Here is a 26,980-nt window from a genome sequence, read left to right on the forward strand (position 1 = left end):
CCGACGCCAACCGCCTCACCTCATGGGGCAAGGCCATCTATAAACGACGAAAAGAGACGGTCGAGCGGTCCTTCGCCGATGCCAACCAACTCCTCGGACACCGCTACGCACGCTTCCGAGGCTTAACCGGCGTCACCTGCCAATGCCTGCTCGCCGCCACCGCACAAAATATCAAAAAAATCGCCATGGCACTCACCAAAGCACCAACGCCAAGCCCGGCCTGAGAGGGAAACCCCCTCACAAACAGAACAATTACAAGCCAAACAATAAATAAAACAAAACCCCGCCAAAAATGACGGGGTTTGTCAGCAGTCTGAAGGCCGCCCTACAGGGCGGCCTTGCCTTTAACGCATTTGGCTCAGGCGGCGAGCGCCTGCTCCACGGTCTTGAGGTTCAGGCCAAGAGCCGCCGCCACGGCCGGGTGGGTGATGGCCCCGCCCTGCACGTTCAAGCCGTCGCGCAGATGCTTGTCGTCAGCCAGAGCCTGCTTCCAGCCCTTATCCGCCAACGCCACAATATAAGGCAGGGTGGCATTATTGAGGGCGAAGGTGGAGGTGCGTGCCACGCCGCCCGGCATGTTGGCGACGCAGTAATGCGTCACGCCGTCCACCACATAGGTGGGTTCGGAATGGGTGGTCGCCTTGGAGGTTTCCGTGCAGCCACCCTGATCGATCGCCACGTCCACGATCACGGAGCCGGGACGCATGGTCTTGAGCATCGGCCGGGTGACCAGCTTGGGCGCCGCTGCGCCGGGGATCAGCACGGTGCCGATCACCAGATCAGCCTGCGCCACCAGCTTGCCCACCGCATCCTTGGTGGAATAGGCGGTTTTCACGCGGGTGCCGAAGGTGGCGATAATCCGGCGCAGCACGTCCGGTGAACGGTCCACCACGGTCACGTCCGCACCCAGACCAACGGCCATCAGCGTCGCATTGGTGCCAGAGACGCCGCCGCCGAGAATCACCACATTGGCCGGCGCCACGCCCGCCACGCCGCCCAGCAGCATACCGGGGCCGCCATAGGCGTTCTCAAGATACTGCGCGCCCACCTGCACGGACATGCGGCCCGCGACTTCGGACATTGGCTGCAGCAGCGGCAGGGTGCCAGCCGGGCTGGTCACGGTCTCATAAGCAATGCAGGTCGCGCCAGAGGCGATGAGGTCCTGCGCCTGAGCCGGGTCCGGTGCAAGATGCAGATAGGTGAACAGGAGTTGGTCTGCCCGCAGCTTCTTGCGCTCCACGGCCAGCGGCTCCTTCACCTTCACGATCATCTCCGCCTGACCCCAGACCGCGTCCGCATCCGGGACGATCTTGGCACCAGCGGCAACATAATCCTCGTTCGTCAGGCCGATATTCTTACCAGCATCATGCTGCACGAGTACTTCATGGCCTTTGCTGACCAACTCATGCACGGCGCCGGGCACCATGCCAACGCGGTCTTCATGATCCTTGATTTCCTTGGGCACACCAATACGCATCTTACCTCACTCCCGTATCAGGCCAGGCCCGCCCCAGCCGAATAATATTCGAACATTATAGTGCTTTCTGAACCATTTTCCTCGTATTTACGTGTATCCAGCTGAAAACTTCGACCAGAAATTCGTTGAATCAGAAAATTATTCGAATAAAATTCTAGCCATGACTCTGGATGACACAGACCGTAAAATCCTCAACGCCCTGCAGCAGGACGGACGGCTGACCAATGCCGATCTGGCGGAGAAGGTGAACCTGTCTCCATCCGCCTGCCTGCGGCGGCTGCATTTGCTGCTGCAGGGCAATCTGGTAGCAGGAACGCATCTGGTGCTGGACCAGAAGGCCGCCGGTTTCCCCGGCACCGCCTATGTATTTATCACGCTGGAGGGGCAGGACCGCAAGCAACTCGATGCATTCGAGGCACGCGTGAAGCTCATTGCCCAGGTGCAGGAATGTTACCTGCTCGCAGGGCAGGCCGATTATCTGCTGCGCGTGGTTTATAACGGGGCAGAGGATCTGGAGCGGCTACATTCAGAGGTGCTGACCCGCCTGCCTGGAATCAGGCGCGTGCAATCAACCCTCACGCTGCGCACGGTCAAACGCACAACAGAATTGCCCCTGTAACGGGTAAGCGAAAAGTCAGAAAATTTTAAAACCGTTTTTACGACGAGGCACGTATGTGCTCAACGCAGCATGGGCCATGGCTACCACCTCCAGGACAGGCTGCCGGATGGCGGACCATGGTGGTTCGCCATCCGCGACCGGAGGGGGGGCTTCAAGCGCCCGCCAAAGTCATCCCCTCAATCCGTAAGGTTGGCGCATCTGTGCCGCGCTTGAACTCAAGGTCACTCGCAGGAGTGAGGTTCAGGAACATATCCTTGAGGTTTCCAGCGATGGTGAATTCCGCCACCGGCTCGGCGATCTGGCCATTGCGGATCATGAACCCCGCCGCCCCGCGCGAATAATCGCCGGTGAGACCGTTGATGCTGGAGCCCATCATCTCGGTCACATACAGCCCTTCGGCAATGTCAGCCATGAGCTGCTCGGGGGTCATTTTGCCCGGCTCCATGTAGAAATTGCTCACCCCCCCGGCATGGCCGTTGGTTTTGAGGCCGAGCTGGTTGGCAGCGCGCGTGTCCAGGACCCAGTCAGTCAGATTGCCGTCATCAATGAAGTTCATCCGCCGCACGCTTTGTCCTTCACGGTCGAAGGGGCGAGAGCGGCGGCCGCGCACGCGCAACGGGTCGTCCACGATGTTGATGCCTGACGCGAAGATCTGCTCGCCCAGCGCGTCTTTCAAAAAAGACGTACCGCGCGCGATGGAGGCGCCGGAGATGGCGCTGGCTAGATTCCCCAGAATGGAGCCCGCTACGCGTGGGTCGAACAGCACTGGCAGCCGGGCCGTGACCGGTCGCCTGGGGTTGAGGCGGGCCAGCGCGCGGGCGGCAGCGTTGCGGCCAAGCTGTGCGGGGTCGCCCAGATCCTCGGCATGGATTACGGAGTCGAAATCGTAATCGCGCTGCATATCCGTACCCGCCCCCGCGATGGCGGTGACAGACACGCTATGGAAGGAACGCGCATATTCCCCCAGAAACCCCCGGCTAGTAGCCAGCACGGAGATGGAGCGCGACCAGGATGCCGACGCACCCTCTGAATTGGTGATGCCAGGCACGGCAAGCGCGGCTTCCTCCGCCGCCGTGGCGCGTTCAATTAGCAGGTCCGCGCTGGGCTCAACCGGGTCGTCCAGCTCCAGAAACGCGGCATCAAGCGCGGGCGGGGCGAAGGGGATTTCCGCGTACGGGTCCTCCGGTACCACTTTGGCCATCGCCACCGCCTGCTCGGCCATGCGCTGAAAGGCGCCATGGTCGATGGAGCTGGCGGAGACGCTGGCCGAGCAGCGGCCCAGAAACACGCGCAGGCCAAGCTCGGTGGTCTCGGCGCGTTCGGTTTCCTCAATCTTGCGCAAGCGGCGCTGGATGCCGACGGAGGTGCCCTCATACAGCCCAACTTCGGCCACTTCGGCCCCTGCCTGCTTCGCGGCCTCCAGCAGGGCGGCTGCGGCGTCGCTCAGCGCGCTCATGCGGCCAGCCTGTCGATGATGGCGGAGAATTTCGGCACCTGCGCCACCGGGCCGATGGTCGCCAAGGTCGGCTTACGGCGGAAGATGCTGGCGGCGGATGCACGGATATCATCCACCGTGACGGCATTAATCTTCCCCACGGTTTCTTCCACGGGGATGATCCGGCCGAACACCTGCCATTGGCGGGCCAGCTGCTCGCACCGGCTGCCGGTGGATTCCAGGCTCATCAGCAGCCCGGCCTTCAACTGCGCGCGGGCACGGTTCAGCTCGGCCTCGCTCACCTCACGCTGCACTTTCTCCAGCTCCTCCAGTGTAACTGGAATCAGCTCCGCCGCCTCGGACTCGCCGGTACCCGCATAAATGCCGAACAGCCCGCCATCCTGCGCCGGGGCGGTGAAGCTGTAGATGGAATAAACCAACCCGCGCTTCTCGCGGATTTCCTGGAATAGCCGCGAGGACATGCCCCCGCCCAGCAAGGTAGAGAGCAGCATGGCGGGGTAGTAAGCCGCCTCGCCATAGGCCGGGGCGTCAAAGCCCAGCACGATATGCGCTTGGTCCAGATCCCGCAGCTCCCGGTACTCACCGCCCATATAGTCGGACGGCATGGGACTGTTACGCTGCGCGCGGGGCAAGTCGGCAAAATGCTTCTGCGCCAACTCCACCACCTGCTCGTGATGCAGATTGCCAGACGCGGCGAGAACCATGTTGTCCGGCGTGTAATGCTGGCTCATAAAGCCTGGCAGCGCCTCGCGCTTCATGTTGCGGATAATCTGCTCCGTGCCCAGCACCGGGCGGCCCATCGGCTGCGCCGGATAGGCGGCGGACTGAAAATGGTCGAACACGATATCGTCCGGCGTGTCGTTCGCCTGGCCGATTTCCTGCAAAATCACGCCGCGCTCGCGCTCCAGCTCCTCCGGCTCGAAAGTGGAGTGGCAGAGGATGTCGCCGATGATATCGATACCCAGGGCCAAATCCTCCTTCAGCAGCTTGACGTAATACGCCGTCTGCTCGCGGGAGGTATAAGCATTGATATGGCCGCCGACATTCTCGATCGCTTCGGCAATATCCGCCGCTGAGCGACACGCCGTGCCCTTGAAGGCCATGTGCTCAAGAAAATGCGCCACGCCGTTTTCAGCGGCGGTTTCGTGGCGGGTGCCCGCCCCGACATAGGCGCCGAAAGACACGGTCTCCACACGCTCCATGCGCTCTGTCAGGACGGTGAGGCCGGAGGGCAGTGTGGTAATGGATACCTGTTCAGGCATTCTGGTTCCTGTTCGCAAAATTCCACACCAATGTTTCGACCGCGTGCAGGTCGGCCGGGGCGCGGGTGAAAATCTCTTTCCTGTCATATAGGTCGGAAAGATGCGGCGGTAAGGGTGGGCGGCTGCCCACCGCTTTTTCAATGACATCAGGGAACTTGGCCGGATGCGCGGTGGCGGCGGCGATCACCGGCAGGCCCACCGGCGCGCAGTCCCGCCCGGCCGCAAGGCCGATAACGCTGTGCGGGTCCGCTAGATATTGGCTTTCCGCGTAAAAGCGCGCGATTTCCTTCAGCGTTGCCGCATCATCCAGCCGATAGCCCTTAAACTGGTGGCCGATGGCCTGCCAGACCGGGGCCTCCACCGCCATTTTGCCGGAGTTGCGAAAATCCGCCATCGTTTTGGCGGTCAACGCCGCGTCACAGCCCTGGAACTCAAACAGCAGACGCTCGAAATTCGAGCTGACGCCGATATCCATGGATGGCGAGAGGCTTGGCTCCACGGTTTTCACGCTCATGTCGTTGGCGTCGAGGAAGCGGGTCAGAATGTCGTTACGGTTGCTTGCCACGATGAATTTGGCGATCGGCAGCCCCATCTGCTTCGCCGCCCAGGCCGCGAGGATATTGCCGAAATTGCCGGTGGGTACCGCCACCGCCACCTCACGCTCCGGTGCGCCAAGATTCAGCGCGGCATAGACGTAATAGGGGATCTGCCCGGCGATGCGGGCGAAGTTGATGGAGTTCACGGCGGAGAGGTTCATTTCCGCCCGGAACGGCTCATCCGCGAACATCGCCTTCACGAGGTCCTGGCAATCGTCAAAATTGCCCGCCACCGCGATGTTCAGCACGTTATCCGCCTTGACCGTGGTCATCTGGCGGCGCTGCACCTCGGAGGTTTTGCCCTCGGGGTGGAGGATGGTGATGTCGATATTCTTGCGGTTGGCCACGGCCTCGATCGCGGCTGAGCCGGTATCACCGGAAGTGGCGCCGACAATCCGCACCTTCTCACCGCGCCGGGCCAGCACATGCTCGAACAGATGGCCGACCAGTTGCAGCGCCATATCCTTGAAGGCGAGCGTGGGGCCGTGAAATAACTCCAGGGAGTAGAGGTTGGTGTCCACCTGGACCAGCGGCACAATCGCCTTATGGGCGAAGTTCGCGTAGGCGCGGCGGCACATGGCCAGAAGGTCGATATACTCAATGCTACCCGCCGCGAAGGGGGCGATGATCTTGGCCGCCAGTTCAGGATAAGGCAAGCCACGCAGAGCCTTCAACTCACCGGCGGAAAAGCGCGGCCAGCTTTGCGGCATATAAAGCCCGCCATCGGCGGCAAGGCCAGCCAGCAGCACGCCGGCGAAATCCATCTCTGGGGCTTGGCCCCGCGTCGAAACATAGCGCATCGAAAATCCCTTATTCCGCGTAGGGCTATACTATCGGGCGAGGGCGGGCAGCAATGCGTCCAGCCTTTTGGTCCCTTGCACGGTGGCAGCAAGCCGGTCATCCGCGAAGGTCAGATAGCCCTCGGCCTGACATTCCGCCAGAATATCAGGCTCCAGCGCGTCTTTTAGCGCAATGCCAGTGCGGGCGGCGAAGCGGGCGGCGGAAATGCCCTCCCGGAGCCGTAAGCCCATGATCAGCGCCTCGCGGGCACGGTCCTCGGCTGGAATCGCCTCCTCCAGCGTGGTGCCATGGCCGCGAGCGGTCACGCGCTCCATCCAGGCTTCAGGGGCGCGGTGGCGGGTGGTGGCGAGAAGCTGCCCCCCCAGCGACAGCCGGCCATGCGCGCCCGGGCCGATGCCCACATAGTCACCATAGCGCCAGTAAGTGAGGTTATGGCGGCTCTCCCCGCCCGGCTTGGCGTAGTTGGAGATCTCATAACGCTGCAACCCGTAGCGCGCAGCTTCCTCCGCCGTGATGTCGTACAGCGCCTCGGCCTCGTTCTCATCCGGCAGCACGAATTCCCCGCGGGCATGGAGGGTGGCGAATTTGGTGCCGTCCTCGATGGTGAGTTGGTAGAGTGAGAGATGGTCCGCCGCCAGGTCCAACGCCCGGCGCAGTTCCGCCCGCCAAGCCGGCTGGGTCTGGCCGGGGCGGGCATAGATCAGGTCGAACGTGATGCGCGGAAAAGTCCTCGCCCCCAGTTCAATGGCGGCAATGGCCTGATCCGCGCTGTGCTGGCGACCCAGAAAGCGCAGGGCCTCCGGGTCAAAACTCTGCACGCCGATGGACATGCGATTGACTCCCGCCGCGCGGTAGGCGGCGAATTTGGCGGCCTCAATGCTGGTGGGGTTGGCTTCCAGCGTAATCTCGGCATCCGGGGCCAGAATGAACAGCCGCCCTGCTTCCTCAATCAAGGCCGCGACGCTCGCCGGGTCCATGAGGCTCGGCGTACCGCCACCGAAAAAGATGGACTCAACACGCCGCGTACCCAGTCGCGCGGCCTCAAACGCCAGCTCCGTTTTCAGCGCGGCAAGCATGGCGGCCTGGGGCAAGATTTCGCGCACATGGGAGTTGAAGTCGCAATAAGGGCATTTGGCCAGGCAGAACGGCCAGTGAAAATAGAGCGCCAGTGAATCCATGCGGCAGGACATAGCTCCATGGGCCGCGCGGTGCGAGTCCATGACCGGTCAAATCCATGAGAAAGATCAAAGCGCCACCCGCCAGGGCTGCTATGCCGGACCTCTATCACACCAGGAAGCGACGCATGATTCAGGATTGGGTCCAACTCATTAACGACATGAATGGCGGGATGAAATCTCTTCGTCAGGGGGCGCCAGAAACAATGAAGGGCTTTTCCGCCCTGGCGCAAGGGGCGCATGGCGGTACGGCCCTGGACCAGAAAACCAAAGAGCTGATCGCGCTCGCCATCGGCGTGGCGGTGCGTTGCCAGCCTTGCATCGCTTACCACGCCGAGGCCGCCGCCAAGACCGGTGCCAGCCGGGATGAAGTGTTGGAGACAATGGGCATGGCGATTTACATGGGCGCCGGGCCTTCCGTGATGTATGCCGCGCAGGCGCTGGACGCGTTCGATCAGCTGAAAGCCACGCAAGAGGCATAACCCTCATCCGATGCGGTTGGCAAAGTCGCGGCGCCCGCTTATCCGGGAAGCATGGAAGCCATCCGCGTTGAAAATCTCGTTAAGCGCTATCCCAAGGCGTTAGCGGTGGATAATTTGTCCTTTACGCTGGAGCGCGGGCAAATTTTGGGCCTACTGGGTGGCAATGGCGCGGGCAAGACCACCACCATTTCCATGCTGCTAGGGCTGCTGGTGCCAACCTCCGGCCGAATTACGGTGCTGGGGCACGACATGGCGAAAAACCGCTTCGCCGCCCTGGCGCGGATGAATTTTTCCTCACCTTACATCTCCTTGCCAGGCCGCCTTACCGTGCGGGAAAATCTGGAGGTGTATGGGCATCTCTATAACGTGCCGAAGCTGAAAACGCGGATCGGCCAATTGGCGGAACAGTTTCGGCTAACGGAATTGCTGACCCGCCCGGCAGGTGACCTGTCCGCAGGGCAGAAAACCCGCGTGGCCCTGGCCAAATCCCTGCTCAACCAGCCGGACCTGCTGCTGCTGGACGAGCCTACCGCCAGCCTGGACCCGGATACGGGCGATTATGTCCGTACCGCGCTGGAAGATTACCGGGTGGCTACCGGCGCCTCCATCCTGCTTGCCTCGCACAACATGGCGGAGGTGGAGCGGCTGTGCGACCATGTCCTGATGATGAAGCAAGGCCGCGTGGCGGACCATGGCGCGCCGGAGGATCTCATTACCCGTTACGGGCGAGAAGATATGGAAGAGGTATTTCTGCATATCGCCCGGAGCGAGGCGATATGAACGGCACGCCGCAACGCATTTGGGGGCTGGTGTACCGGCATCTGTGCATGTATCGGCGCTCCTGGCCACGGCTGGTGGAAATTGCGTATTGGCCGACCCTGGAACTGCTGATCTGGGGCTTTACCGCCAATTTCTTTAGCCGGGATCTGCATGGCGGCTCGCCGATTCTGGCCGGGGTGGCCCTGGTGGCGGGCGTGCTGCTGTGGGAGATTGTGCTACGCGCGCAGATCGGCGTGGCGTTCAGCTTTCTGGAGGAAATCTGGTCGCGTAATCTCGGCCATCTCTTTGTCAGCCCGCTGCGCCCGGCAGAGCTTGTGGGCGCGTTGTTGAGCGTCTCCCTGATCCGGACAATCATCGGCCTGCTTCCCGCCACAATTATCGCTTTCCTGCTTTATCATTATGACGTCTTTGCGCCCGGCCCGGTAATGGTGCTGTTCTTCGTCAACCTGCTCGTGATGGGCTGGTGGGTGGCGCTTGCCATCGTGGCGCTGCTGTTCCGATATGGCGCCGGGGCGGAGGCACTGGCCTGGACCATCGCCTTTGGCATCACCCCCGTGGCCTGCGTGTTCTACCCCCTCTCCTCTTTGCCGTACTGGCTACAGCCGGTGGCGCAGGCCTTGCCCGCCGCGCATGTGTTCGAGGGTTTGCGCGCCCTGCTGCTGCACGGGCAGACAGACTGGCACCAATTTGCCTGGGCCACCGGGCTGAACATACTCTGGACGCTAGCTGCGGTCAGTATATTCGGCCTTGAATTCCGCCGCGCGCGCGTGCGCGGTGCCTTAATCTCAATCGGAGAATGAGCATGCATCATTTCTGGCTCATCCGCCATGCCTTGGTTCACCGGGATAGCCTCGTCTATCTGTATGGAACAGACGACGTGCCTGTCTGCACGGACACCATGGAAGCACAGACCTCGCATTATGCCGCCCTGGCCGCGCGGCTGCCGCGCCCGGCGCGTCTGGTCTGCACCCCGCTCTCGCGTACCCAGCTGACCGCCGATGCGTTGATGCGCGCTGGCTACCCAGCGACCGGGAAACTGATCGACCCCGCGTTCATTGAGCAGAATTTTGGGGATTGGCAGGGCGTGCCCATCTCGGAGTTCGATGCCCGCCCGCATGAAGAGCGGCACCCGTTCTGGCCGATCCACGCCGCTGAAACACCGCCAGGCGGGGAAAGCTTCGAGGATCTCATCGGACGGGTCGGCGCGGGGCTGGAAGGGCTACTGGAAACCGCTGAGAGCAAACACACCATTATCGTCAGCCATGGTGGGGCCATCCGCGCCGCATGCGCTTACGCGATGGGCCTGAGTCCGCATCAGGCGCTGTGCCTGCAAATCGACAACGTCTCCCTTACCCGCCTCTCCGTGACCGAGCGCGGCTGGCGGGTCTTTTCCGTGAATGAACATTCCTCCACCACGGCTTGTTCGCCGGGCGGAGCAGCCCCACCTGCCCAAAAGCGTGAGGATAAGACCATGAAACAAGGAGTTCTCTCATGAAGCGCCTGCTGCTCGCGGCTGCCTTCACCGCCGTCTCTGCCGCACCGGCCCTGGCGGGCAACCCACAGCATCTGGTGGACAGCTCCACCCTCGCGCTGGAGGATATGATGGGCGGCGCCCAGGGCACCCAGGCGCAGGAGTTTCTGCGCAAGGCCAAGGCCGTGGTAATCTGTCCCAACGTATTCAAGGCCGGGTTTTTCATCGGCGGTGAAGGTGGGGGCTGCGTGCTCTCCGCCCGCACGGCCAGCGGTGGCTGGTCCAACCCGGCCCTTTATTCCATGGGCAGCGGCAGCTTTGGCTTGCAGATCGGCGTGCAGAATGCCGAGGTGATGATGATTATCATGACCGATGGCGGACTGAACGCGTTGTTGAATTCGCAGTTCAAAATCGGGGCGGATGCGGGTATTTCCGTCGCCACGCTGGGGGCGGGAGTCAGCGGTGCAATGTCCACCGCCATCAACGCCGATATTATCAGCTTCTCCAAAAGCCAGGGGCTTTATGGCGGCATTTCGCTTTCCGGCACCGTGCTGTCCAACAATGCCGGGGCTGAGCAGCAATATTACGGCCAGCAGCTTGATGCCCGGCAGATCGTGATTGACGGCATGGGCAATAATCCCGGCGCCAACCCGTTGCGCCAAACACTGGCGCGTTACGGCGCTCCGGCCACACCACCCGCCGCACCGGTGCCGCCCCCCGCGCCGGCGCAGCAATAGGCGTGGTTTAAGCGCCGGGGCCACCCCACGGCACCCCGCATCCCCGACCTGTGCCCCAACCGGCCAGGCCGGGCAAAATCTCCTGGGCCTGCCCTTGCTGGTAGGGGGTGAGGTGGGACACAAGCGCGTCCGCAGCCTGCTTCTCCTGCTGGTAACGCTGGCGCATCAGGCCTACCATCTGGTCCATACGCTGAAAACGCTGATCGGGCGTCCAGGCGCCATTGCCCCCGGATTGCCAGAGCGGCTGCATACCGTTCCAAAACGCCTTATGGGCTGAGGTGATCGCTGCTTCATAAGTGTTCCAGGCCGCGGTTTCGGCGGCAGTGATCTTCAACTCGGCCTTCACGGCGTCCAGCCTGTTCTGGATGCCCCCAGGTCCCCAGCCACCACGCCCGCCGCCCCAGCCCTGCATCATGCCGGGCCCAAAACCGGGTGCGCCTCCTATCATCCCCGGCCCAAACCCATAGCCAGCGCCTGCGCCGTACATCATGCCGTAGCCTGGGCCGTATCCAGAACCAGACTGGTTGCCCGCCATACCAGGCGTTTGCGCCAGCGCGGCACCAGCCGCCACGGCAAACCCCAACGTGACCAAGGCAACACTGCCAACGCGTGAAACTGTTCCGTGCATGGGAACCCCTTTCCATCCTATTTCAGCAAGGCGCCAACAGGCGCGCCCGGCTTGCCAGCAGACAACACCCGCCAGAATGAAAAAACATTGATCCCGCTCAAATCAAAAGGCGGCCTTTTACAAGACCGCCTTTTGGAACCGGCAATTTTTGAATCCTTGCATTAGGAAATCGTCTTCACGCCACGGGCGATGGCCGCCACACCAGTGCGCGAGACTTCCGCCAGCCCGATCGGGCGCATCAGGTCCAGAAACGCATCCAGCTTGTCGGTCGCGCCGGTGAGTTCGAAGGTGAAGCTCTCCGTCGTCGCGTCGATCACGCGGGCGCGAAACGCATCCGCCAGGCGCAGCGCCTCGGCTCGTTTTTCCCCGGTACCGATCACTTTGATCAACGCCAGCTCCCGCGCCAGATGCGGCCCCTCGGACAGGTCCAGCACCTTGTAAACCGGCACCAGACGGTCAAGCTGCGCCTTGATCTGCTCGATCACCATCTGCGTGCCCTGGGTCACCACGGTGATGCGGCTCTTGGAGCCATCCCGCTCCACGGGCGCCACGGTCAGGTTGTCTATATTATAGCCACGCCCTGAAAACAGCCCGATGACGCGCGCCAGCACGCCAGACTCATTCTCCACCAGCACCGAAATGGTGGCGGAGCGCAAATTCGTGTCAGACATTAAACCAACGCCATCCCTTCATTGGTCACAGCCGGGCCGGAACCGTCCTGGTTACCGGGCCCCAGCAGCATTTGATTATGCGCGGCACCGGAGGGGATCATCGGGAACACATTTTCCGCCTGATCCACGCAGATATCCGCGATCACCGGCTTGTCCACGGCGATCATCTCAGCAATCACCCGGTCGAGATCATCCACCGTCTCGGCACGCAGCCCCACGGCATGGAAGCTCTCTGCCAGCTTCACGAAGTCCGGCAAAGCCTCGGAATAGGAGCTGGAATAGCGCCCACCATGCAGCAGTTCCTGCCACTGGCGCACCATTCCCATATATTGATTATTCAAAATGAATACTTTTACTGGCAGACGGAACTGCGCCAGCGTGCCCATTTCCTGAATGTTCATCAGGATGCTAGCCTCGCCCGCAATATCCACCACCAGCGCATCCGGGTGCGCCACCTGCACGCCCATGGCGGCGGGCAAACCATAGCCCATGGTGCCCAGCCCGCCGGAAGTCATCCAGTGATTCGGCTTCTCAAACTTGAAGTGCTGGGCCGCCCACATCTGGTGCTGGCCAACCTCGGTGGTGATATAGGTCTCACGTCCGCGCGTGGCTTTATACAGCTGCTGGATGGCGTATTGCGGCTTGATGATGCTGCCTCTGTCACGCGGCTGATGGAAGCCGAGCGAGTTCTTCGACCGCCACACATCAATTTGCCCCCACCATTGCGCCAGGGCGTTTTTGTTCACCGGCGTAGCGTCTTTCTTCCAGGCCGCGATCAGCGCCTTCAGCGTTGCCAGCGCATCTCCAACAATCGGCACATCCACCGGTACCGTCTTGTTGATGTTGGACGGGTCGATATCCGCGTGGATCTTCTTGGAGTTGGGCGAGAAGGCGTTGAGCCGCCCGGTCACGCGGTCATCGAACCGCGCGCCAATATTCAGCATCACGTCGCACCCATGCATGACGAGATTCGCCTCATACGTGCCGTGCATCCCCAACATGCCGATAAACAGCGGATCAGACGCCGGATAAGCGCCCAGCCCCATCAGCGTGTTAGTGATGGGAAAACCTGTGAGGCGCGTGAACTCAGTGAGCAAACGCGAAGCCTCTGGCCCGGCATTCACCACGCCACCACCGGCATAGATCACCGGGCGTTCAGCGCGTTTGAGCAGCGCCACCGCTTCATCAATCCGGCGCGCGTCCGGCTCAGTCCGAGGGCGGTAAGAGCGGTGCTGGGTCTGGCTCGGCTCACGGTAAGAGGCCGGGGCGATTAGAATATCCTTCGGCAGGTCGATCAGCACCGGGCCGGGGCGGCCCGAACGTGCGACGAGGAAGGCCTCATGCACCACGCGCACCAGATCCTCGGACTTCTTGACTAGATAATTATGCTTAGTCGCCGGGCGGGTGATGCCAGTGGTGTCCGCCTCCTGGAAGGCGTCGTTCCCGATGAGATGCGTGGGCACCTGGCCACACAGGCAGACCAGCGGAACGGAATCCATCAGCGCGTCCACCAAGCCGGTGACGGCATTGGTGGCACCAGGGCCGGAGGTGACGAGCACGCAACCCACCTTGCCGGTGGAGCGGGCATAGCCCTCCGCCGCATGCACGGCAGCTTGCTCATGCCGGACGAGGATGTGCTTGATCTCGTTCTGCTGGAAGATCGCGTCGTAAATCGGCAATACGGCGCCGCCGGGATAGCCGAAAATTACATCCACGCCCTGCGCCTTGAGAGCCCGGAGCAGCGCTTCCGCCCCGGAATTCATCAGCTCAGGTGATGCAATTGTGCCGTCCATGATTGTACCTGCCATTTACGTCCAAAATATCCATGTTCCGGTACAGCGCTGAGACCAGAAGGTCAACCGGGCGAATTCATAAAATTACTAAAATCAGCAATAATTCTTTCCGAAAATTTCGTATCAGAGGCGATTCTTGAATGAATTATTTGCATGCCTGTCTTGCTTACCAGCTTTTGATGCCGGAACCAGGTCATTTGCCGTTTCGTGTACTGGGATGTCGCCAGAATGGCACGGGCTTTTGCTTCTTGTAACGTGATTTCGCCGCGCAGATAAGCCGCCAGCTCCGGCATCCCGTGGGCGCGCAGCAATGGCAAAGACGGGGGCAGGTTCTGGGCCAGCAGGGCCTGCGCTTCCTCCAACGCGCCCAGGTCCAGCATGGTCTCGAAACGGATCTCGATCGCCTCGCGCAAAGCCGGGCGCGGCGGGTCGAGCAGGATCATTTTCAGCCGCCAGCCTTCCAGCTTTTCCGTCGGCCGGGCCTGCCAATGGGCAAGCCCCTTGCCGGTACCCAACAGCACCTCATAGGCGCGTGCCACGCGCTGACTGTCACCGGGCTTCAGCTTCACGGCGGTTTCAGGGTCCAGCTTCGCGTGCAATGCCTCGGGGCCAATCTGCGCCAGCAGGCGGCGGGCTTCGGCGCGGGCGTCCTCGCCTGGGTCGGGAATATCGGCAATGCCGTTCACCAGCGCGGAGAAATACATGCCCGTGCCACCGCACAGAATGGGAAACCGCGCGGACTCCATCTCCGCACGCGCGGCTAAGCGCCACCAGGCGGCATTGGCAGGTTCATCCGCCAGCCGCACGCCATAAAGGCAATGCGGGGCCTGCGTTTCATCCTCCGGCGAAGGTCTGGCAGTGAGTACCCGTAATTCGCGGTAGCATTGCATGGCATCGGCATTGATGACGGTGCCGCCAAATTGCTTGGCGATGGCCAAGGCGAGCGCGGACTTACCGCTGGCCGTCGGGCCTGCGATGATCAATGCCGTGCGTTGCCCAAAAGCTGTGTCTGCCCTATCGGTCGCGTCCATGACAGCCGTTCATTCTCACATCGTCACGCTCGTTGCTAGCCAGGAGGCCGGGCCCCTTACCGCGCAGGACGTTGCCCGCGCCATGGCCTATGCCGAAGGTCGCAACCTCGTTTGGCTGGATGAAGGCCACGCGGCCGAGTTCCAGTCCCCCACCGCGCCGGACCGCTGCGCCCTCGCGGCGGTGATGACCCATAAGGAGGTGGATATTTTTCTCACCCGCCCGCGCGGTCGCCGCAAGGCCGTGCTGGTGGCGGATATGGACAGTACCATTGTCACCGCCGAAACGCTGGATGAATTGGCCGCCTTTGCCGGGCTGAAAGAAAAAATCGCCTACATTACCGCCCGCGCGATGAATGGCGAGCTGGATTTCCAGGCCGCCCTCCGTGAGCGTGTGAGGCTGTTGAAGGGACTGAAGGTCTCGGCGCTGGAAGACACCTGGAAAGAAATTCAATACACCCCCGGCGCGCGCGCGCTGGTGGCAACCATGAACGAATTTGGGGCTACCACGGCGCTGGTCTCCGGCGGGTTCACCTTTTTCACTGCTCGCGTGGCGCAGGAGCTGGGCTTTACAATCCACCGCGCCAATACGCTGCTGGATGACGGCACCGCTCTGACCGGCGAAGTCGGCGAGCCGATTCTGGACAGGCACACCAAGCTGGCCTCGCTGGAGGAATTTGCCGCCCAGCGGGGCGTGAAGCTCTCCGCCACGCTGAGCGTGGGCGACGGCGCCAATGACCTACCCATGTTAAAAGCCGCGGGGCTTGGCATTGCGTATCATGCCAAGCCTGTGGTGGCGGCGGAAGTCGTCAACCGCGTGACCCATACAGACTTGACCTCGCTGCTTTTCGCACAAGGTTATCCGGCATCCTCATTCAAAGGAGTGGACGCATGAAGACACGGGCGGCTGTGGCACGTGCACCAGGCAAGGTGCTTTCTCTGGAAACAGTGGATATTGAGGGACCGAAATTCGGTGAGGTGCTGGTGGAAGTAAAAGCCACCGGCATCTGCCATACGGATGAGTACACGCTCTCCGGCGCGGACCCGGAAGGTATTTTCCCCGCCATTCTCGGCCATGAGGGGGCGGGCGTGGTGGTGGATGTCGGCCCTGGCGTGACATCCTTGAAAAAAGGCGACCACGTAATTCCGCTCTACACGCCGGAATGCCGCCAGTGCAAAACCTGCCTCTCGCAAAAGAGCAATCTCTGCACCTCCATCCGCGCCACGCAAGGCAAGGGCGTGATGCCGGACGGCACCTCCCGCTTCTCCTGCGATGGCGCGCCGGTAATGCATTATATGGGCTGCTCCACTTTCGCGAACTTCACGGTGCTGCCGGAGATTGCCCTGGCCAAGGTGCGCGAGGACGCGCCGTTCGAGAAAATCTGCTATATTGGCTGCGGTGTCACCACCGGTATCGGCGCCGTATTCAACACCGCGAAGGTGCGGCCGGGTGACAATGTGGTGGTGTTCGGCCTCGGTGGCATCGGCCTCAACGTGATCCAGGGCGCGCGCATCGCGGGGGCGGACAAGATTGTCGGCGTGGATCTGAATAATGGCCGCAAAACCATGGCCGAGAAATTCGGCATGACGCATTTTGTGAATCCTAGTGAGATCGGCGAGGATCTGGTCCCCTATCTCGTCAACCTCACCGAAGGCGGGGCGGATTATTCCTTCGAGTGCATCGGCAATGTGAATGTCATGCGTCAAGCGCTGGAATGCTGCCATCGCGGCTGGGGCACGTCGATCATCATCGGCGTGGCCGGTACGGGGCAGGAAATTTCCACCCGCCCGTTCCAGTTGGTGACAGGCCGGACCTGGAAGGGCACTGCCTTCGGCGGCGCGCGCGGACGGACGGACGTGCCGAAGATCGTGGATTGGTACATGGAGGGCAAGATCGATATCGACAGCCTGATCACCCATGTGATGCCCTTCGAGCAGATCAATGAAGGCTTCGAGTTGATGCGCAAGGGCGAGAGCATCCGCTCAGTCGTAGTGTACTGAGTTTCCGCAAAGGACCGCCGCGTGCGGCCTTTTTCTCATAAAAAAAGGCCCCGTAAACGGGGCCTATTTTACACCGATTTTGCGGCGTTACTTAACAGTCCGCACAATCATCGGGATGTCAGCGCGAGCCAAGCCAATATCATTCAAATCGCGATCGGTCATTGCATACAGTTCGGCGGCCACGGCACGGCGGGCCTGCCAAGATTTGAACCAACGGCGCAGGCCACCAGACTGAGCCTCATCCGCCTGAATTTCACGCGGCATCACCAGCGACCCGAGCTTGCCCAGGACATTGTGATTATGGATAGTCGTCGACATGATTCACCTACGGTTTTCGGGGGAGCGGCCGTTTCGATATGACCCAGCTGCACTCCATTTATAAGGGCCAGAACTCGCCCTTCCCGGGACAGTATATAGCGCGGATTGACGGGTTTTTGTGCAGGTGCGAACGCCGAGTCAGACCTGCGATTGACGCATAACGTAAGGACCCCCCATGTCATCAGAACATAGCAAGCGCCTTGCCGCCTTACGCGCTCAATTTCAAGCGCATGGGTTAAATGGATATATTATTCCGCGCTCAGACGAATATTTGGGTGAATATGTCCCGGCCTGCGCGGAACGCCTGGCCTGGGTCAGCGGGTTCACCGGCTCGGCTGGGTTTGCCATCGCGCTGGCGGAACGTGCCTCCATATTTTCGGATGGCCGCTATACCTTACAGTTGGAGCAGCAAACCGACGCCACGCTGTGGGAACGACACCATATCATTGAAGACAAGCCCGAGGACTGGCTGCGCGATACGGCACCGGGGCGCAAGATCGGCTTTGACCCCTGGACGATCAGCGCCGATGTGCTGGCCCGCTTCACGGGCGTGGACATGGTGCCGGTCGCCCCCAATCTGATTGACGCCATCTGGGCAGACCGCCCTGCCCCGCCCTTGGACCCGGCTTTGCCATACCCAGAAACCCATTCGGGCGAACCCGCCGCCGCCAAGCGCCGCCGCCTTGGCGCAGCCCTGGCCAAGGACGGACAGGACGCGGCGATTTTGAGCGATGGCGCCTCCCTCGCCTGGCTGTTCAATATTCGCGGCACGGATCTGGAGTTTTGCCCCTTCGCGCTCGGCTATGCGCTGCTGCGCCAGGACGGCTCGGCCATGCTCTTCATGGCGCCCGAGAAAATAAACGAGGCCTTGCGCGCGCATCTAGGGGATGAGGTACGCATCACTGGACACGAGGCACTGCCCGGCGCCATTGCGGCACTGACGGGCCAGACCGTGCGCTACGACCCCGCCACCATGCCGGTCTGGTTCAAAACCGCGCTGGAGCAGGCCGGGGCCGTTATCGCCAACGGGGCAGATCCTGTCGCACTGCCTCGCGCCTGCAAAAACACCACCGAGCAAAACGGTGCGCGCACCGCGCATCTGCGTGACGGCGTGGCGATGGTTGAGTTTCTGGCCTGGGCGGCTGAGGCCATGCCCCAGGGCGGCGAAACTGAAATCTCCGCGGCGGAGCATCTGCTCGCCTGCCGCGCTCGGCAGGATTTGTTCAGGGGCGAGAGCTTCCCCGCAATTTCCGGCGCCGGGGAGAATGGCGCGATCATCCATTACCGCGTCACCCCAGAGAGCAACCGCCCCATCCTGCCCAATGAGGTCTATCTCATCGATAGCGGCGGGCAGTATCTGGACGGCACCACTGACATCACCCGCACCCTCTGGACCGGCCCCGGTCCTGCCCCCGCACAGATTAAAGAGCATGTTACCCGTGTGCTGGCCGGCACTATCGCGCTAGCCCGCGCCATCTTCCCCGAAGGTGTGGCGGGCGCGCATCTCGATGTGCTTGCGCGGCAGGAATTATGGCGTGCGGGGTTAGATTACGACCACGGCACCGGCCATGGCGTCGGGGCTTATTTGTCCGTACATGAGGGACCAGTTGGCATTTCCCGAGCCGCCCGGCCGGTGCCGCTGGCAGAGGGCATGATCCTCTCGGACGAACCGGGCTATTACCTACCCGGCGCCTATGGCATCCGCATGGAAAACCTGCTGCTGGTGAAACAGGCCGCGTATGCAGGCGCCAAAAAACCCTTCCTTCGGTTTGAGACGCTGACCCTGGTGCCGTTTGACCGCGCGCTGATCGACCCGACCTTACTGCCGGGCACGTCGCTGGACTGGCTGAACAGCTATCACGCCCGGCTGCGGACGGCCTTGTCGCCACAGCTCTCCGATAAAGCCCGCCTCTGGCTGCTGGATGCCACCGCCCCGATATTATGATTGACCAGATATTCATCGATCGGGCAAAATTTCCATACAGTGTCGCTGAACTTTGAAGAAAGGGCATGCCATGCGCCTGTTCGTCGCACTCGATCTTCCTTGGGAGGTCAAGGAAGAACTCAGCGAACTCTCCTGCAATCTTCCCGGCGCGCGCTGGGTGCCGGAGGAGAATTTCCACCTCACCCTGCGCTTTATCGGCGAGGCCAACAGGCTGCAGGCGGAGGAAATCGACCACGCGTTGAATGCCCTGCGCGGGCGCGGCTTTTTCTTCAGCCTCTCCGGGTTGGGCTGGTTCGAGAAAAACGGGCGGATCAACACGCTTTATGCTGGGGTTGAGCGGAATGAGGCCCTGGCGCGGCTCCAGGCCAAGGTGGAAACCGCCTTGCACCGCGTGGGGCTGGCGCCTGAGCGGCGGCGCTTTATCCCGCATGTCACGCTGGCGCGGATGGAGATGCCAGTCTCCCCGACCCTCACCAACTTTGTGCAGGCGAATAATCTCTACCGCTCCGCGCCCATCCGCGCGGACAATGTCACGCTGTTCAGCTCATTATTGGGGAAGGACCAGCCAACTTACACGCCGGAGGCTGAATACGCCCTCGCCTGAGCAAAGCAACCTCTGAATCGGCTCGACTTGCTGTTTCCAAGATCGTATCGTCTTGGCATGGATGCGGTTGCCCCCTGTCAGGCGGAAATCAGCGTGGAACCGGCGCTGAGTATGCTGCGCTTCAGCCTGTCTGAAGCCGATCTCTCAGGTTTGGATGCAAACGCCGCCCTAGCCTTACCACGCCCCCGCGCGTTGCGCATTCAGGATAGGTTTTTCGACACGGCGGACTTCGCCTTGGCCCGGCATGGCATCACGCTGCGAGTCCGCAAAGCCGGGCGGACCAAGAACATGACGCTCTGCAATGGCACGGAGCAGCTAAACGCCACCCTGACCGGCCCGCAACCGGACCTCACCACCCTGCCGCCTGACTGGCAAGCCACCCTGGCTCCGCTGCTGGACAGTGCCGCCCTGGAAGAAAAAGCCGGCGCCAGCTTCAAACAAGCCAAACGCCGACTGGATGGCGCGGAGCTGTCTTTCGAGACCGGCCACCTGCTCACCGGAGCGCAAAAAATCCCGTTCAGCGAACTGGAACTCGCCGCCCCCGCCGCCATTTTGCCGGACACCGCCCTGAGGCTGGCAACACACTGCACTTTGCTGGCGCAGACTGAAACACTCGGCCAGCGCGCGCTGCGTCTGGCGGGCGCACCCGCCCCCGCCGTGCAGAAGGCAGCCCCCGGGCTGAATGGTACGCCCTGCCTGGATGAAGCGGTGGACCATATTATTCGCGCCTGCCTCACGCAGTTTCGCGCGAACATCCCGGTTTTTTTTGAAGGCAATGAGATCGGCGCCGTACATCAGATGCGCGTTTCCATGCGCCGCCTGCGCTCCGCCTTGGGGCTGTTCAACCGCGCCCTGCCCACGCCGGACTTCATCTCCCTGCGCGATGAAGCCAAGCGCATCGCCAACGCTATGGGGGATGCCCGGAACTGGGACGTGTTCATCACCATGCTGCAAAACGGCCCCGCCGCCGCGTTTCCCGATGAAGTGGGCTTCGCGGCGCTGGAAGCCCAATGCGCCTCGCACCGTCAGGCGGGATACCAGCAGGTTCATGCCTTATTGGAAGACCCCGCGACCACGCGCTTTCTGCTAACGGCGGAGGCCTTTGTCGCGCGGCGCGGCTGGCGCGGTGGCCTGCCCACGGAACTGCTGCCCCGCTTGGCCGAGCCCGCCAAAAGTTTCGGCGCTGAATGTCTAGAGCGGCTGCAACGCAAAGTCCGCAAACACGGCAAACATCTGGCGCGCCTGCCCGCGCATGACCGACATCTGGTCCGCATCGAGCTTAAAAAACTCCGCTATACGGCCGAGTTTTTTGGTAGCTTATTCGAACCGCGCGGGCGGGTGCGCGGCTTTAACCGCGCCGCCGCCGCCTTGCAGGAGGAGTTGGGCAAGCTCAACGACATGGCTACCGCGGAAAGGCTGGCGGCGAAACTCCATGGCGGCTCGGTTGAAGCGCAACGCGCGCTTGGCATCGTGCTGGGCTGGACGGCCCATGCCGCCTTAGGTGAACCCCACGCCTTGACCGCCACCTGGAAAGCGTTTCAGGACGCCAAGCTGTTCAACTGAGCGGCCTTATACCGGCAGCGTCACCGTAACCCGCAGCCCCTTCCCCAGATTGGACAACGTAATATCTCCGCCATGAGCCCGGACGATGTTGCGGGCGATTGACAGCCCCAGCCCTGAGCCGCCAGTCTCGCGGTTACGGCTGGTTTCCAGCCGCCGGAACGGCTCAAACACGCGCTCCATCTCATCCTCGGGAATCCCCGGCCCGTCATCCTCAATATCAATCCGTGCCATACCCTTCAGCGGCAGATGCAAGGTCACCCGCGCGGCATCGCCATATTTCATCGCATTGGTGATGAGGTTGCTGAGCGCGCGCTTCAGCGCCAACGGGCGGGCATTCACGGGCATGTGCTGCGGCCCCTTATAATCCACCGCATCGGCGCGGTCTGGGTCGATATCCGCCATCTCATCCACGATGGTGCGCAGCAGGCTGGCCAGATCCAGCCGGGTCAATGGCTCGGTTGTGGTGATGTCCTTGCCGAAGGCCAGAGTGGCGGCCACCATGGCTTCCATCTCGTCCAGATCCGCCAGCATTTTCGCCCGCTGCTCGTCATCCTCCATATATTCAGCGCGCAGCTTCAGCCGCGTGATCGGCGTGCGCAGATCATGCCCGATGGCGGTGAGCAGAAATGTCCGGTCCTCAACAAACCGGCGGATGCGCGCCGCCATGGTATTAAAGGCCCGTGCGGCGGTCACAATCTCGCTCGGCCCGGTCTCCGGCAACGGCTTGGCATTCGCCACGTCGCGCCCAAACGCCTCGGCCGCCGCCGCCAGCGTTTTCACTGGCACCAACAACTGCCGCACGGCCAGAGCAATCATGATTCCGCCCAGCAGCATCATCACAACAAATGCGGTGGCAAAGCCTGGCGAACGCCAAGGGGCGGGCGGGTGAAGCTCAGTCGTGACCGTCAGCCACATCAAAGGCGGTAACAAGCTTTGAGAGGGAAGCGCGAACAGGCTGTCCGGCGAGGGGCCGTTCGGCGGGTGTGCCTCTTCAGCCGGAGGCGGCGGCAGCGGCAGAAACAGCCCGTCTGGCAGCCCAAAACTTACAATCAAACGCAAAGGACGCAGAGAGACACGCAGCATGATGCCGCGCGGGTGCACGTTACGCGGAATGCCATAGGTAAAAATCCCCGCTCGTACCGCCTCGGCAATGGGCAGCGGCATGGGCAAGGTGTCGCTGATGGGCGGGGAAAGCGTCAGGCTTACCGTATCACCCTTGGGCACCGGCTCCCGCGCTGCGACCAGCGCCCTGTCCGCTGGCGGCGCCAGGGCGATATGACGGTAGATAATGGCCGCGCGGGTCGCGAATTCCTGTTCCGCCACCAGCCTTTGCAGCTTCATCTGATTGAAGGTGTGCACCAGCAACCCAAGCAACTGAATAAACGCGAACCCCACCAGCAGGAACAGAATGGCCCGGCTGGCAAGGCTGCGGGGCAGAAAGCGGAGCTTCAAGACCGCTCGACAGGGGTGGAGAGCACATACCCGCCACCACGCACGGTTTTGATAAGCTGGGCGTTGCGACCATCATCTTCCAGCTTGCGGCGCAAACGCGACACCGCCACATCTATCGCCCGGTCAAACGGCCCCGCCTGGCGGCCGCGCAGCAGATCCAGCAACATGTCGCGGGTCAGCACGCGATTGGGGCGGTCCAGCAGGGCTACCAGCAGGTCGTACTCACCGCCGGTGATGGCAACCTCCACCCCGCTCGGGTCCAGCAGGCGGCGGCGGGCGGTTTCCAGCGTCCAGCCTGCGAACTGATACACCTTGGTGGCCTGCTCGGAGACGCGGTCCTCAGCCTCGCTGGTCCGGCGCAGCACGGCGCGGATGCGCGCCAGCAGCTCACGCGGGTTGAAGGGCTTGGTGACATAATCGTCCGCCCCCAGCTCCAGCCCGATAATCCGGTCTGTCTCATCCGCCATGGCGGTAAGCATGATGATCGGCACATTCGTCTCGGCGCGGAACCAGCGCGCCAACTCCAGCCCACCCTCGCCGGGAAGCATGAGGTCCAGCACCACAAGCTGGTAATGGCCGTTCAGAAAAGCCCTGCGGGCCTCTTTCCCGTCACGGGCGGTGGTCACGCGCAAACGCTGGCGCTCCAGAAACTTGGCCAGCAGCTCACGGATTTCGCGGTCGTCATCCACGACCAAAATATGCGGCAGGGTTTCCATGTCTGTTACAATAGCGCGCCGCTGGGGTTTTGGGCAGTAGAGGTTGCAATTGGTGACAATTCGGCCGGAGCCGTAACATACACCCCCAGGCGGAATAAACACTTGCCCCCCGCCCCGCATGGCTTTAAGGGGCAGATCACGCAGCAACGTACGTGCCTCTGCCGGATCTCCGGTTACGCAACGGCGTCAAGCGTTCTGGCAGCACGACTGGGGAAACCTGGAAGTCGGCTGGTTCGTTGGACCGTTTCGCAACCTTGCCCCGCCGCGTGAACAGGCGGGCAATTGAGAGAAGGATGAGGGCGATGACTCCCAAGATCGCTTCCTTTCTGGCGTCGCAACCCGCAACGCCCTGCTTGGTTCTGGATCTGGACCGGGTGGCTGAGAATTTTGCCCGGCTCCGTGCGGCCCTACCCGCCGCGGCGATTTATTACGCCGTGAAAGCCAACCCCGCGCCGCAGATTTTGCGCCTGCTGGCCGAAGCGGGCTCCTGCTTCGATGCCGCCTCCTTGCCCGAAATTGAGGCCAGCCTTGAGGCCGGCGCCCAGCCCGAGGCGATCTCCTTCGGTAATACGGTTAAAAAACCCTCTGCCATCGCGCGCGCCCATGCGTTTGGCGTGCCGCTCTACGCCTTCGATTCACGCGAGGAGCTGGAGAAAATTGCCGCCCACGCACCGGGTGCGAAAATCTATTGCCGCCTGGCGGTGAATAATGTTGGCGCGGAATGGCCGCTCTCCAAGAAATTCGGCACCACGCTGGAAAAAGCCAAGGAGCTGATGCTGGCCGCCCGGGGCCTTGGGCTGATGCCGCACGGGCTCTCATTCCATGTCGGCAGCCAGCAGACCGGCACGCTGGCCTATGAACTCGCCATCGCCGAGGTGGCGATGCTGTTCACGGATCTGAAAAACGCGGGCCTGCCCCTGCAAATGCTCAATCTTGGCGGCGGCTTTCCCACGCGCTACCAAGAAGACGTGCCAGAGCATGACGAGTTCGGCACCGCCATCATGGACACAATGATCCGGCATTTCGGCAACGACCTGCCGGACATCCTGATCGAACCCGGCCGTTCCATGGTTGGCGATGCTGGCGTGGTGGCCGCGGAAGCCGTACTGGTCTGCCGCCGCATGCCGCAGGATGAACGCCGCTGGGTGTATCTGGACATTGGCCGCTTTGGCGGGCTGGCGGAGACCGAGGGCGAGGCCATCCGCTACCGGATCACCGCCGGAGATGGCGCCACCGGCCCCGTGGTACTGGCCGGCCCCTCCTGCGACGGGGTGGATGTGATGTATGAGAAAACCCCCTACCGCCTGCCGCTGGGGTTGAAATCCGGAGACACGGTGCTGATCCACGATACCGGCGCGTACGTCACCAGCTATGCCAGCCAGAACTTCAACGGCTTCACGCCGCTGGCCGAACATTACATCTGACCCGGCGGGGCGTTTTCCCCATCGCTGATCTTCCTTTATAAGGCGCAGGCCCCATATCCCGAGGCGCTGCCCGGCCATCCCGGCCGGGCTCCCACCAACACGGAGACCAGGATGCGCGAAATCAAACTGCAAGCCGCCGATCAGAGCGGTGAATTCTCGGCCTTCATCTGGGAGCCGAAAGGCAAGACATCGGCAGGTGCCGTTGTGGTGATCCAGGAAATTTTCGGCGTGAACGACTCGCTGCGTGAAACCGCGCAAAATCTCATGGACCAGGGTTTCATTGCCATCGCCCCCGATCTGTTCTGGCGCCTTGAACCCGGCGTAAACATCTCCGACAAAACCGACGCTGAATGGCAAAAAGCCTTCGACCTGATGAACCGCTTTGATCAGGACAAAGGCATCGAGGACCTTAAAACCACCCTCGCCGCCGCGCGGGACCTTCCCAGCTGCAACGGCTATGCGGGCACCATCGGCTACTGCCTCGGCGGGCGCCTGGCGGTAATGATGGCCACCCGCTCCGATGCTGACGTAAATGTCTCTTATTACGGTGTCGGGCTCGACGGGCTGCTGGATGAGTTCGACAATATCGAAGCGCCACTGATGCTGCATATCGCGGAGAAGGACGAGTTCTTCCCCGCCGAAGGCCGCGCCAAGCTGATCGACGGCATTGAGGATAACGACTGGATCGACGCGTTCGTTTACCCGGATGTGCAGCACGCCTTCGCCCGCGTCGGCGGTGTGCATTACGACGCACGCGCCGCCACCATCGCCAACGGCCGCACCACCGAACTGCTTGCTGAAATCCTTGAATAAGCTCACCCGACGAGGCTTTTGCACCGGCGCCCTGCTGGTGCCCGCCTTGGCTCAGGCCAAGGCTGCGCTGGGGCAGCAACTCGTCACCGCCTTGCTCGGCCAAATGGCGGCTCTGGGTGACGGGCCGGTGCTGCTGAATTCCTACTTGGTGAAAACCGGACCGGGAGCGGATGATTTCGACCTCACCCAGGCCAACGCCGCCTATGTTTACGACAATGCCCTCGCCGGGCTGCTGTTGCTGGCCGCCGGGCACAAGGCCCAGGCACAACGCATCGGCGACGCACTGGCGATCGCCCAGGCGCATGACCGGCATTTCCACGATGGCCGCTTGCGCAACGGCTATGCCGCCGGGCCTATGACCACCCCCGCCAAACTACCAGGCTTCTGGAACAAAAAGACCAAACAGTGGGACGAGGACCCGTATCAGGTCGGTACGGATACCGGCCCCGTCGCCTGGGCCATGCTACTCTGGGCCGCGCTGGGCATGACCGCCCCCGCCAACAAGGCAGGCAATTTTCTTGATGAAAAGCTACGCGCCCCGCTGGGTTATTATGGCGGCTTTTACGGCTTCGACGCCACCCAGCAGAAATTGACCTGGGAAAGCACTGAACAAAATTTGGACTCGGCTGTGGCTTTCAGAAATCTTGGCCGGGCAGAGGATTTCGCCCATGCCACCGCCTTCGTCCACGCCGCGTACGATGCGCGGCAGGGGCTGTTCAAAACCGGCCTAACGCCAACCGGTAAACCCGGCGCCATGGTCGCCGCGGATGCGGGCATCTGGCCCTACCTCGCCGGGCTAGGCAGCGCCGCCAGCGCAAAGCATGCCATCCGCAAGCTGCAACACGGCCTGGGGATCGGCTTTTCCGACGCAAGCAACGGCATCTGGTTGGAGGGCACGGCCTTCGCCGCGCTGGCTTTAAAAACCATGCACGCCGTTCTGGCCAAGGCGTTTCTGGGCACTGTATCGGCCAATTTATCGCCGCAGGGCTATGTCTTCGCCACCATCGGCCCGGAGCTGACAACCGGCCTCACGGTTGGGCCGTCCCTGAAAAAAGGGATGCCGCCACAGAATTTCAACTATTACCGCCGCCCGTCCCTAAGCGCCACAAGCTGGGCCGGGCTGGCCGCCTTGGGCGTGAATCCTCTACGCAACGCCACATAACCTATC

At 62.1% G+C, this 26,980-nt stretch carries 27 protein-coding genes; 15 read left to right on the forward strand and 12 right to left on the reverse strand.

Annotated features, from left to right (window positions below; genetic code table 11):
• Positions 1 to 224 (forward strand): transposase (locus BUB54_RS15365; RefSeq protein ID WP_175556528.1); only part of this gene is annotated, 224 nt, incomplete at its 5' end.
• A gap of 134 nt (positions 225 to 358) precedes the next feature.
• Here BUB54_RS15365 and ald read toward each other — a convergent pair.
• The gene (gene ald, locus BUB54_RS15370) at positions 359 to 1,477 is read right to left on the reverse strand and encodes an alanine dehydrogenase (protein WP_073211920.1); all 1,119 of its coding nucleotides are present in this window, start codon (positions 1,475 to 1,477) and stop codon (positions 359 to 361) included.
• A gap of 160 nt (positions 1,478 to 1,637) precedes the next feature.
• Here ald and BUB54_RS15375 point away from each other — a divergent pair, with 160 nt between their 5' ends.
• A complete protein-coding gene (locus tag BUB54_RS15375) occupies positions 1,638 to 2,096 on the forward strand; it encodes an Lrp/AsnC family transcriptional regulator (protein WP_048878948.1) in 459 nt (152 codons plus the stop codon).
• 151 nt (positions 2,097 to 2,247) lie between these two features.
• Here BUB54_RS15375 and BUB54_RS15380 read toward each other — a convergent pair whose 3' ends face one another.
• The 4 genes from BUB54_RS15380 to hemW are packed head-to-tail and all read right to left on the reverse strand — an operon-like array spanning position 2,248 to position 7,389.
• Positions 2,248 to 3,552, reverse strand: coding sequence for a TldD/PmbA family protein (locus BUB54_RS15380; RefSeq protein WP_048878914.1), 1,305 nt, complete (start codon positions 3,550 to 3,552; stop codon positions 2,248 to 2,250).
• Positions 3,549 to 4,814, reverse strand: coding sequence for a M16 family metallopeptidase (locus tag BUB54_RS15385; RefSeq protein WP_048878915.1), 1,266 nt, complete (start codon positions 4,812 to 4,814; stop codon positions 3,549 to 3,551). Before BUB54_RS15385 ends, BUB54_RS15380 begins: the two co-directional genes overlap by 4 nt.
• On the reverse strand, positions 4,807 to 6,210 hold the full coding sequence (gene thrC / locus BUB54_RS15390) for a threonine synthase (protein ID WP_048878916.1): 1,404 nt from the start codon (positions 6,208 to 6,210) through the stop codon (positions 4,807 to 4,809). The genes BUB54_RS15385 and thrC overlap by 8 nt, the downstream gene beginning before the upstream one ends.
• 30 nt (positions 6,211 to 6,240) lie before the next feature.
• Positions 6,241 to 7,389, reverse strand: coding sequence for a radical SAM family heme chaperone HemW (gene hemW, locus BUB54_RS15395; protein ID WP_048878949.1), 1,149 nt, complete (start codon positions 7,387 to 7,389; stop codon positions 6,241 to 6,243).
• Positions 7,390 to 7,514: 125 nt separating this feature from the next.
• Between hemW and BUB54_RS15400 the strand changes: the two genes are divergently transcribed.
• The 5 genes from BUB54_RS15400 to BUB54_RS15420 are packed head-to-tail and all read left to right on the forward strand — an operon-like array spanning position 7,515 to position 10,856.
• The gene (locus BUB54_RS15400) at positions 7,515 to 7,868 is read left to right on the forward strand and encodes a carboxymuconolactone decarboxylase family protein (protein WP_048878917.1); all 354 of its coding nucleotides are present in this window, start codon (positions 7,515 to 7,517) and stop codon (positions 7,866 to 7,868) included.
• Positions 7,869 to 7,919: 51 nt separating this feature from the next.
• Complete coding sequence (locus BUB54_RS15405) at positions 7,920 to 8,648, forward strand: ABC transporter ATP-binding protein (RefSeq protein ID WP_048878918.1); 729 nt, start codon at positions 7,920 to 7,922, stop codon at positions 8,646 to 8,648.
• Entirely contained in the window at positions 8,645 to 9,448 is an 804-nt protein-coding gene (locus tag BUB54_RS15410) for an ABC transporter permease (RefSeq protein ID WP_048878919.1), read from the forward strand. The genes BUB54_RS15405 and BUB54_RS15410 overlap by 4 nt, the downstream gene beginning before the upstream one ends.
• Positions 9,449 to 9,450: 2 nt before the next feature.
• Positions 9,451 to 10,143, forward strand: coding sequence for a histidine phosphatase family protein (locus tag BUB54_RS15415; protein ID WP_048878920.1), 693 nt, complete (start codon positions 9,451 to 9,453; stop codon positions 10,141 to 10,143).
• The gene (locus BUB54_RS15420; protein ID WP_048878921.1) at positions 10,140 to 10,856 is read left to right on the forward strand and encodes a lipid-binding SYLF domain-containing protein; all 717 of its coding nucleotides are present in this window, start codon (positions 10,140 to 10,142) and stop codon (positions 10,854 to 10,856) included. Before BUB54_RS15415 ends, BUB54_RS15420 begins: the two co-directional genes overlap by 4 nt.
• A gap of 7 nt (positions 10,857 to 10,863) precedes the next feature.
• Here BUB54_RS15420 and BUB54_RS15425 read toward each other — a convergent pair whose 3' ends face one another.
• From BUB54_RS15425 to miaA, 4 genes are all read right to left on the reverse strand, one after another.
• A complete protein-coding gene (locus tag BUB54_RS15425) occupies positions 10,864 to 11,484 on the reverse strand; it encodes a Spy/CpxP family protein refolding chaperone (protein ID WP_048878922.1) in 621 nt (206 codons plus the stop codon).
• Between the two features lie 161 nt (positions 11,485 to 11,645).
• Entirely contained in the window at positions 11,646 to 12,155 is a 510-nt protein-coding gene (ilvN, locus tag BUB54_RS15430; RefSeq protein WP_048878923.1) for an acetolactate synthase small subunit, read from the reverse strand.
• A complete protein-coding gene (locus tag BUB54_RS15435) occupies positions 12,155 to 13,963 on the reverse strand; it encodes an acetolactate synthase 3 large subunit (RefSeq protein ID WP_241869377.1) in 1,809 nt (602 codons plus the stop codon). Before BUB54_RS15435 ends, ilvN begins: the two co-directional genes overlap by 1 nt.
• Positions 13,964 to 14,010: 47 nt before the next feature.
• Positions 14,011 to 14,979: a tRNA (adenosine(37)-N6)-dimethylallyltransferase MiaA gene (gene miaA, locus BUB54_RS15440; protein WP_048878924.1), complete on the reverse strand. Its 969-nt coding sequence runs from the start codon at positions 14,977 to 14,979 to the stop codon at positions 14,011 to 14,013.
• On the opposite strand from miaA, the gene serB reads away from it, so the two are divergent.
• Positions 14,978 to 15,871: a phosphoserine phosphatase SerB gene (serB, locus tag BUB54_RS15445; RefSeq protein ID WP_048878925.1), complete on the forward strand. Its 894-nt coding sequence runs from the start codon at positions 14,978 to 14,980 to the stop codon at positions 15,869 to 15,871. The genes miaA and serB overlap by 2 nt on opposite strands.
• A complete protein-coding gene (locus BUB54_RS15450) occupies positions 15,868 to 16,977 on the forward strand; it encodes an S-(hydroxymethyl)glutathione dehydrogenase/class III alcohol dehydrogenase (RefSeq protein WP_048878926.1) in 1,110 nt (369 codons plus the stop codon). The genes serB and BUB54_RS15450 overlap by 4 nt, the downstream gene beginning before the upstream one ends.
• 87 nt (positions 16,978 to 17,064) lie before the next feature.
• Here the strand turns inward: BUB54_RS15450 and BUB54_RS15455 are convergent, their stop codons facing one another.
• On the reverse strand, positions 17,065 to 17,295 hold the full coding sequence (locus BUB54_RS15455) for a DUF1127 domain-containing protein (RefSeq protein ID WP_048878927.1): 231 nt from the start codon (positions 17,293 to 17,295) through the stop codon (positions 17,065 to 17,067).
• Positions 17,296 to 17,470: 175 nt separating this feature from the next.
• On the opposite strand from BUB54_RS15455, the gene BUB54_RS15460 reads away from it, so the two are divergent.
• From BUB54_RS15460 to BUB54_RS15470, 3 genes are all read left to right on the forward strand, one after another.
• The gene (locus BUB54_RS15460; protein WP_048878928.1) at positions 17,471 to 19,240 is read left to right on the forward strand and encodes an aminopeptidase P family protein; all 1,770 of its coding nucleotides are present in this window, start codon (positions 17,471 to 17,473) and stop codon (positions 19,238 to 19,240) included.
• A 70-nt stretch (positions 19,241 to 19,310) separates the two neighbouring features.
• A complete protein-coding gene (gene thpR / locus BUB54_RS15465) occupies positions 19,311 to 19,844 on the forward strand; it encodes an RNA 2',3'-cyclic phosphodiesterase (RefSeq protein WP_048878929.1) in 534 nt (177 codons plus the stop codon).
• A 57-nt stretch (positions 19,845 to 19,901) separates the two neighbouring features.
• Positions 19,902 to 21,407, forward strand: a complete 1,506-nt coding sequence (locus BUB54_RS15470; RefSeq protein ID WP_048878930.1) for a CYTH and CHAD domain-containing protein — start codon at positions 19,902 to 19,904, stop codon at positions 21,405 to 21,407.
• 6 nt (positions 21,408 to 21,413) lie between these two features.
• On the opposite strand, the gene BUB54_RS15475 is transcribed toward BUB54_RS15470, so the two are convergent.
• Together BUB54_RS15475 and BUB54_RS15480 are read right to left on the reverse strand one after the other, a co-directional pair.
• Positions 21,414 to 22,859, reverse strand: coding sequence for an ATP-binding protein (locus tag BUB54_RS15475; RefSeq protein ID WP_048878931.1), 1,446 nt, complete (start codon positions 22,857 to 22,859; stop codon positions 21,414 to 21,416).
• Entirely contained in the window at positions 22,856 to 23,575 is a 720-nt protein-coding gene (locus BUB54_RS15480; protein ID WP_048878932.1) for a response regulator, read from the reverse strand. The genes BUB54_RS15475 and BUB54_RS15480 overlap by 4 nt, the downstream gene beginning before the upstream one ends.
• Before the next feature lie 302 nt (positions 23,576 to 23,877).
• On the opposite strand from BUB54_RS15480, the gene BUB54_RS15485 reads away from it, so the two are divergent.
• The 3 genes from BUB54_RS15485 (at position 23,878) to BUB54_RS15495 (ending at position 26,974) form a co-directional block, all read left to right on the forward strand.
• A complete protein-coding gene (locus BUB54_RS15485) occupies positions 23,878 to 24,999 on the forward strand; it encodes a type III PLP-dependent enzyme (protein ID WP_048878933.1) in 1,122 nt (373 codons plus the stop codon).
• A 111-nt stretch (positions 25,000 to 25,110) separates the two neighbouring features.
• Positions 25,111 to 25,812 (forward strand): dienelactone hydrolase family protein, encoded by a 702-nt coding sequence (locus BUB54_RS15490; protein WP_048878934.1) that lies wholly within the window; start codon positions 25,111 to 25,113, stop codon positions 25,810 to 25,812.
• Entirely contained in the window at positions 25,805 to 26,974 is a 1,170-nt protein-coding gene (locus tag BUB54_RS15495) for a hypothetical protein (protein WP_048878935.1), read from the forward strand. Before BUB54_RS15490 ends, BUB54_RS15495 begins: the two co-directional genes overlap by 8 nt.
• Positions 26,975 to 26,980 lie beyond the last annotated feature (6 nt).

Origin of the sequence: Acidocella aminolytica 101 = DSM 11237, from assembly GCF_900129125.1 — a bacterium.
Lineage (GTDB): Bacteria > Pseudomonadota > Alphaproteobacteria > Acetobacterales > Acetobacteraceae > Acidocella > Acidocella aminolytica.

Coding starts and splice junctions, on each gene's coding strand:
- ald (WP_073211920.1), bottom strand. CDS start 1,477: ATGCGTATTGGTGTGCCCAAGGAAATCAAGGATCATGAAGACCGCGTT.
- BUB54_RS15375 (WP_048878948.1), top strand. CDS start 1,638: ATGACTCTGGATGACACAGACCGTAAAATCCTCAACGCCCTGCAGCAG.
- BUB54_RS15380 (WP_048878914.1), bottom strand. CDS start 3,552: ATGAGCGCGCTGAGCGACGCCGCAGCCGCCCTGCTGGAGGCCGCGAAG.
- BUB54_RS15385 (WP_048878915.1), bottom strand. CDS start 4,814: ATGCCTGAACAGGTATCCATTACCACACTGCCCTCCGGCCTCACCGTC.
- thrC (WP_048878916.1), bottom strand. CDS start 6,210: ATGCGCTATGTTTCGACGCGGGGCCAAGCCCCAGAGATGGATTTCGCC.
- hemW (WP_048878949.1), bottom strand. CDS start 7,389: ATGGATTCACTGGCGCTCTATTTTCACTGGCCGTTCTGCCTGGCCAAA.
- BUB54_RS15400 (WP_048878917.1), top strand. CDS start 7,515: ATGATTCAGGATTGGGTCCAACTCATTAACGACATGAATGGCGGGATG.
- BUB54_RS15405 (WP_048878918.1), top strand. CDS start 7,920: ATGGAAGCCATCCGCGTTGAAAATCTCGTTAAGCGCTATCCCAAGGCG.
- BUB54_RS15410 (WP_048878919.1), top strand. CDS start 8,645: ATGAACGGCACGCCGCAACGCATTTGGGGGCTGGTGTACCGGCATCTG.
- BUB54_RS15415 (WP_048878920.1), top strand. CDS start 9,451: ATGCATCATTTCTGGCTCATCCGCCATGCCTTGGTTCACCGGGATAGC.
- BUB54_RS15420 (WP_048878921.1), top strand. CDS start 10,140: ATGAAGCGCCTGCTGCTCGCGGCTGCCTTCACCGCCGTCTCTGCCGCA.
- BUB54_RS15425 (WP_048878922.1), bottom strand. CDS start 11,484: ATGCACGGAACAGTTTCACGCGTTGGCAGTGTTGCCTTGGTCACGTTG.
- ilvN (WP_048878923.1), bottom strand. CDS start 12,155: ATGTCTGACACGAATTTGCGCTCCGCCACCATTTCGGTGCTGGTGGAG.
- BUB54_RS15435 (WP_241869377.1), bottom strand. CDS start 13,963: ATGGCAGGTACAATCATGGACGGCACAATTGCATCACCTGAGCTGATG.
- serB (WP_048878925.1), top strand. CDS start 14,978: ATGACAGCCGTTCATTCTCACATCGTCACGCTCGTTGCTAGCCAGGAG.
- miaA (WP_048878924.1), bottom strand. CDS start 14,979: ATGGACGCGACCGATAGGGCAGACACAGCTTTTGGGCAACGCACGGCA.
- BUB54_RS15450 (WP_048878926.1), top strand. CDS start 15,868: ATGAAGACACGGGCGGCTGTGGCACGTGCACCAGGCAAGGTGCTTTCT.
- BUB54_RS15455 (WP_048878927.1), bottom strand. CDS start 17,295: ATGTCGACGACTATCCATAATCACAATGTCCTGGGCAAGCTCGGGTCG.
- BUB54_RS15460 (WP_048878928.1), top strand. CDS start 17,471: ATGTCATCAGAACATAGCAAGCGCCTTGCCGCCTTACGCGCTCAATTT.
- thpR (WP_048878929.1), top strand. CDS start 19,311: ATGCGCCTGTTCGTCGCACTCGATCTTCCTTGGGAGGTCAAGGAAGAA.
- BUB54_RS15470 (WP_048878930.1), top strand. CDS start 19,902: ATGGATGCGGTTGCCCCCTGTCAGGCGGAAATCAGCGTGGAACCGGCG.
- BUB54_RS15480 (WP_048878932.1), bottom strand. CDS start 23,575: ATGGAAACCCTGCCGCATATTTTGGTCGTGGATGACGACCGCGAAATC.
- BUB54_RS15485 (WP_048878933.1), top strand. CDS start 23,878: ATGACTCCCAAGATCGCTTCCTTTCTGGCGTCGCAACCCGCAACGCCC.
- BUB54_RS15490 (WP_048878934.1), top strand. CDS start 25,111: ATGCGCGAAATCAAACTGCAAGCCGCCGATCAGAGCGGTGAATTCTCG.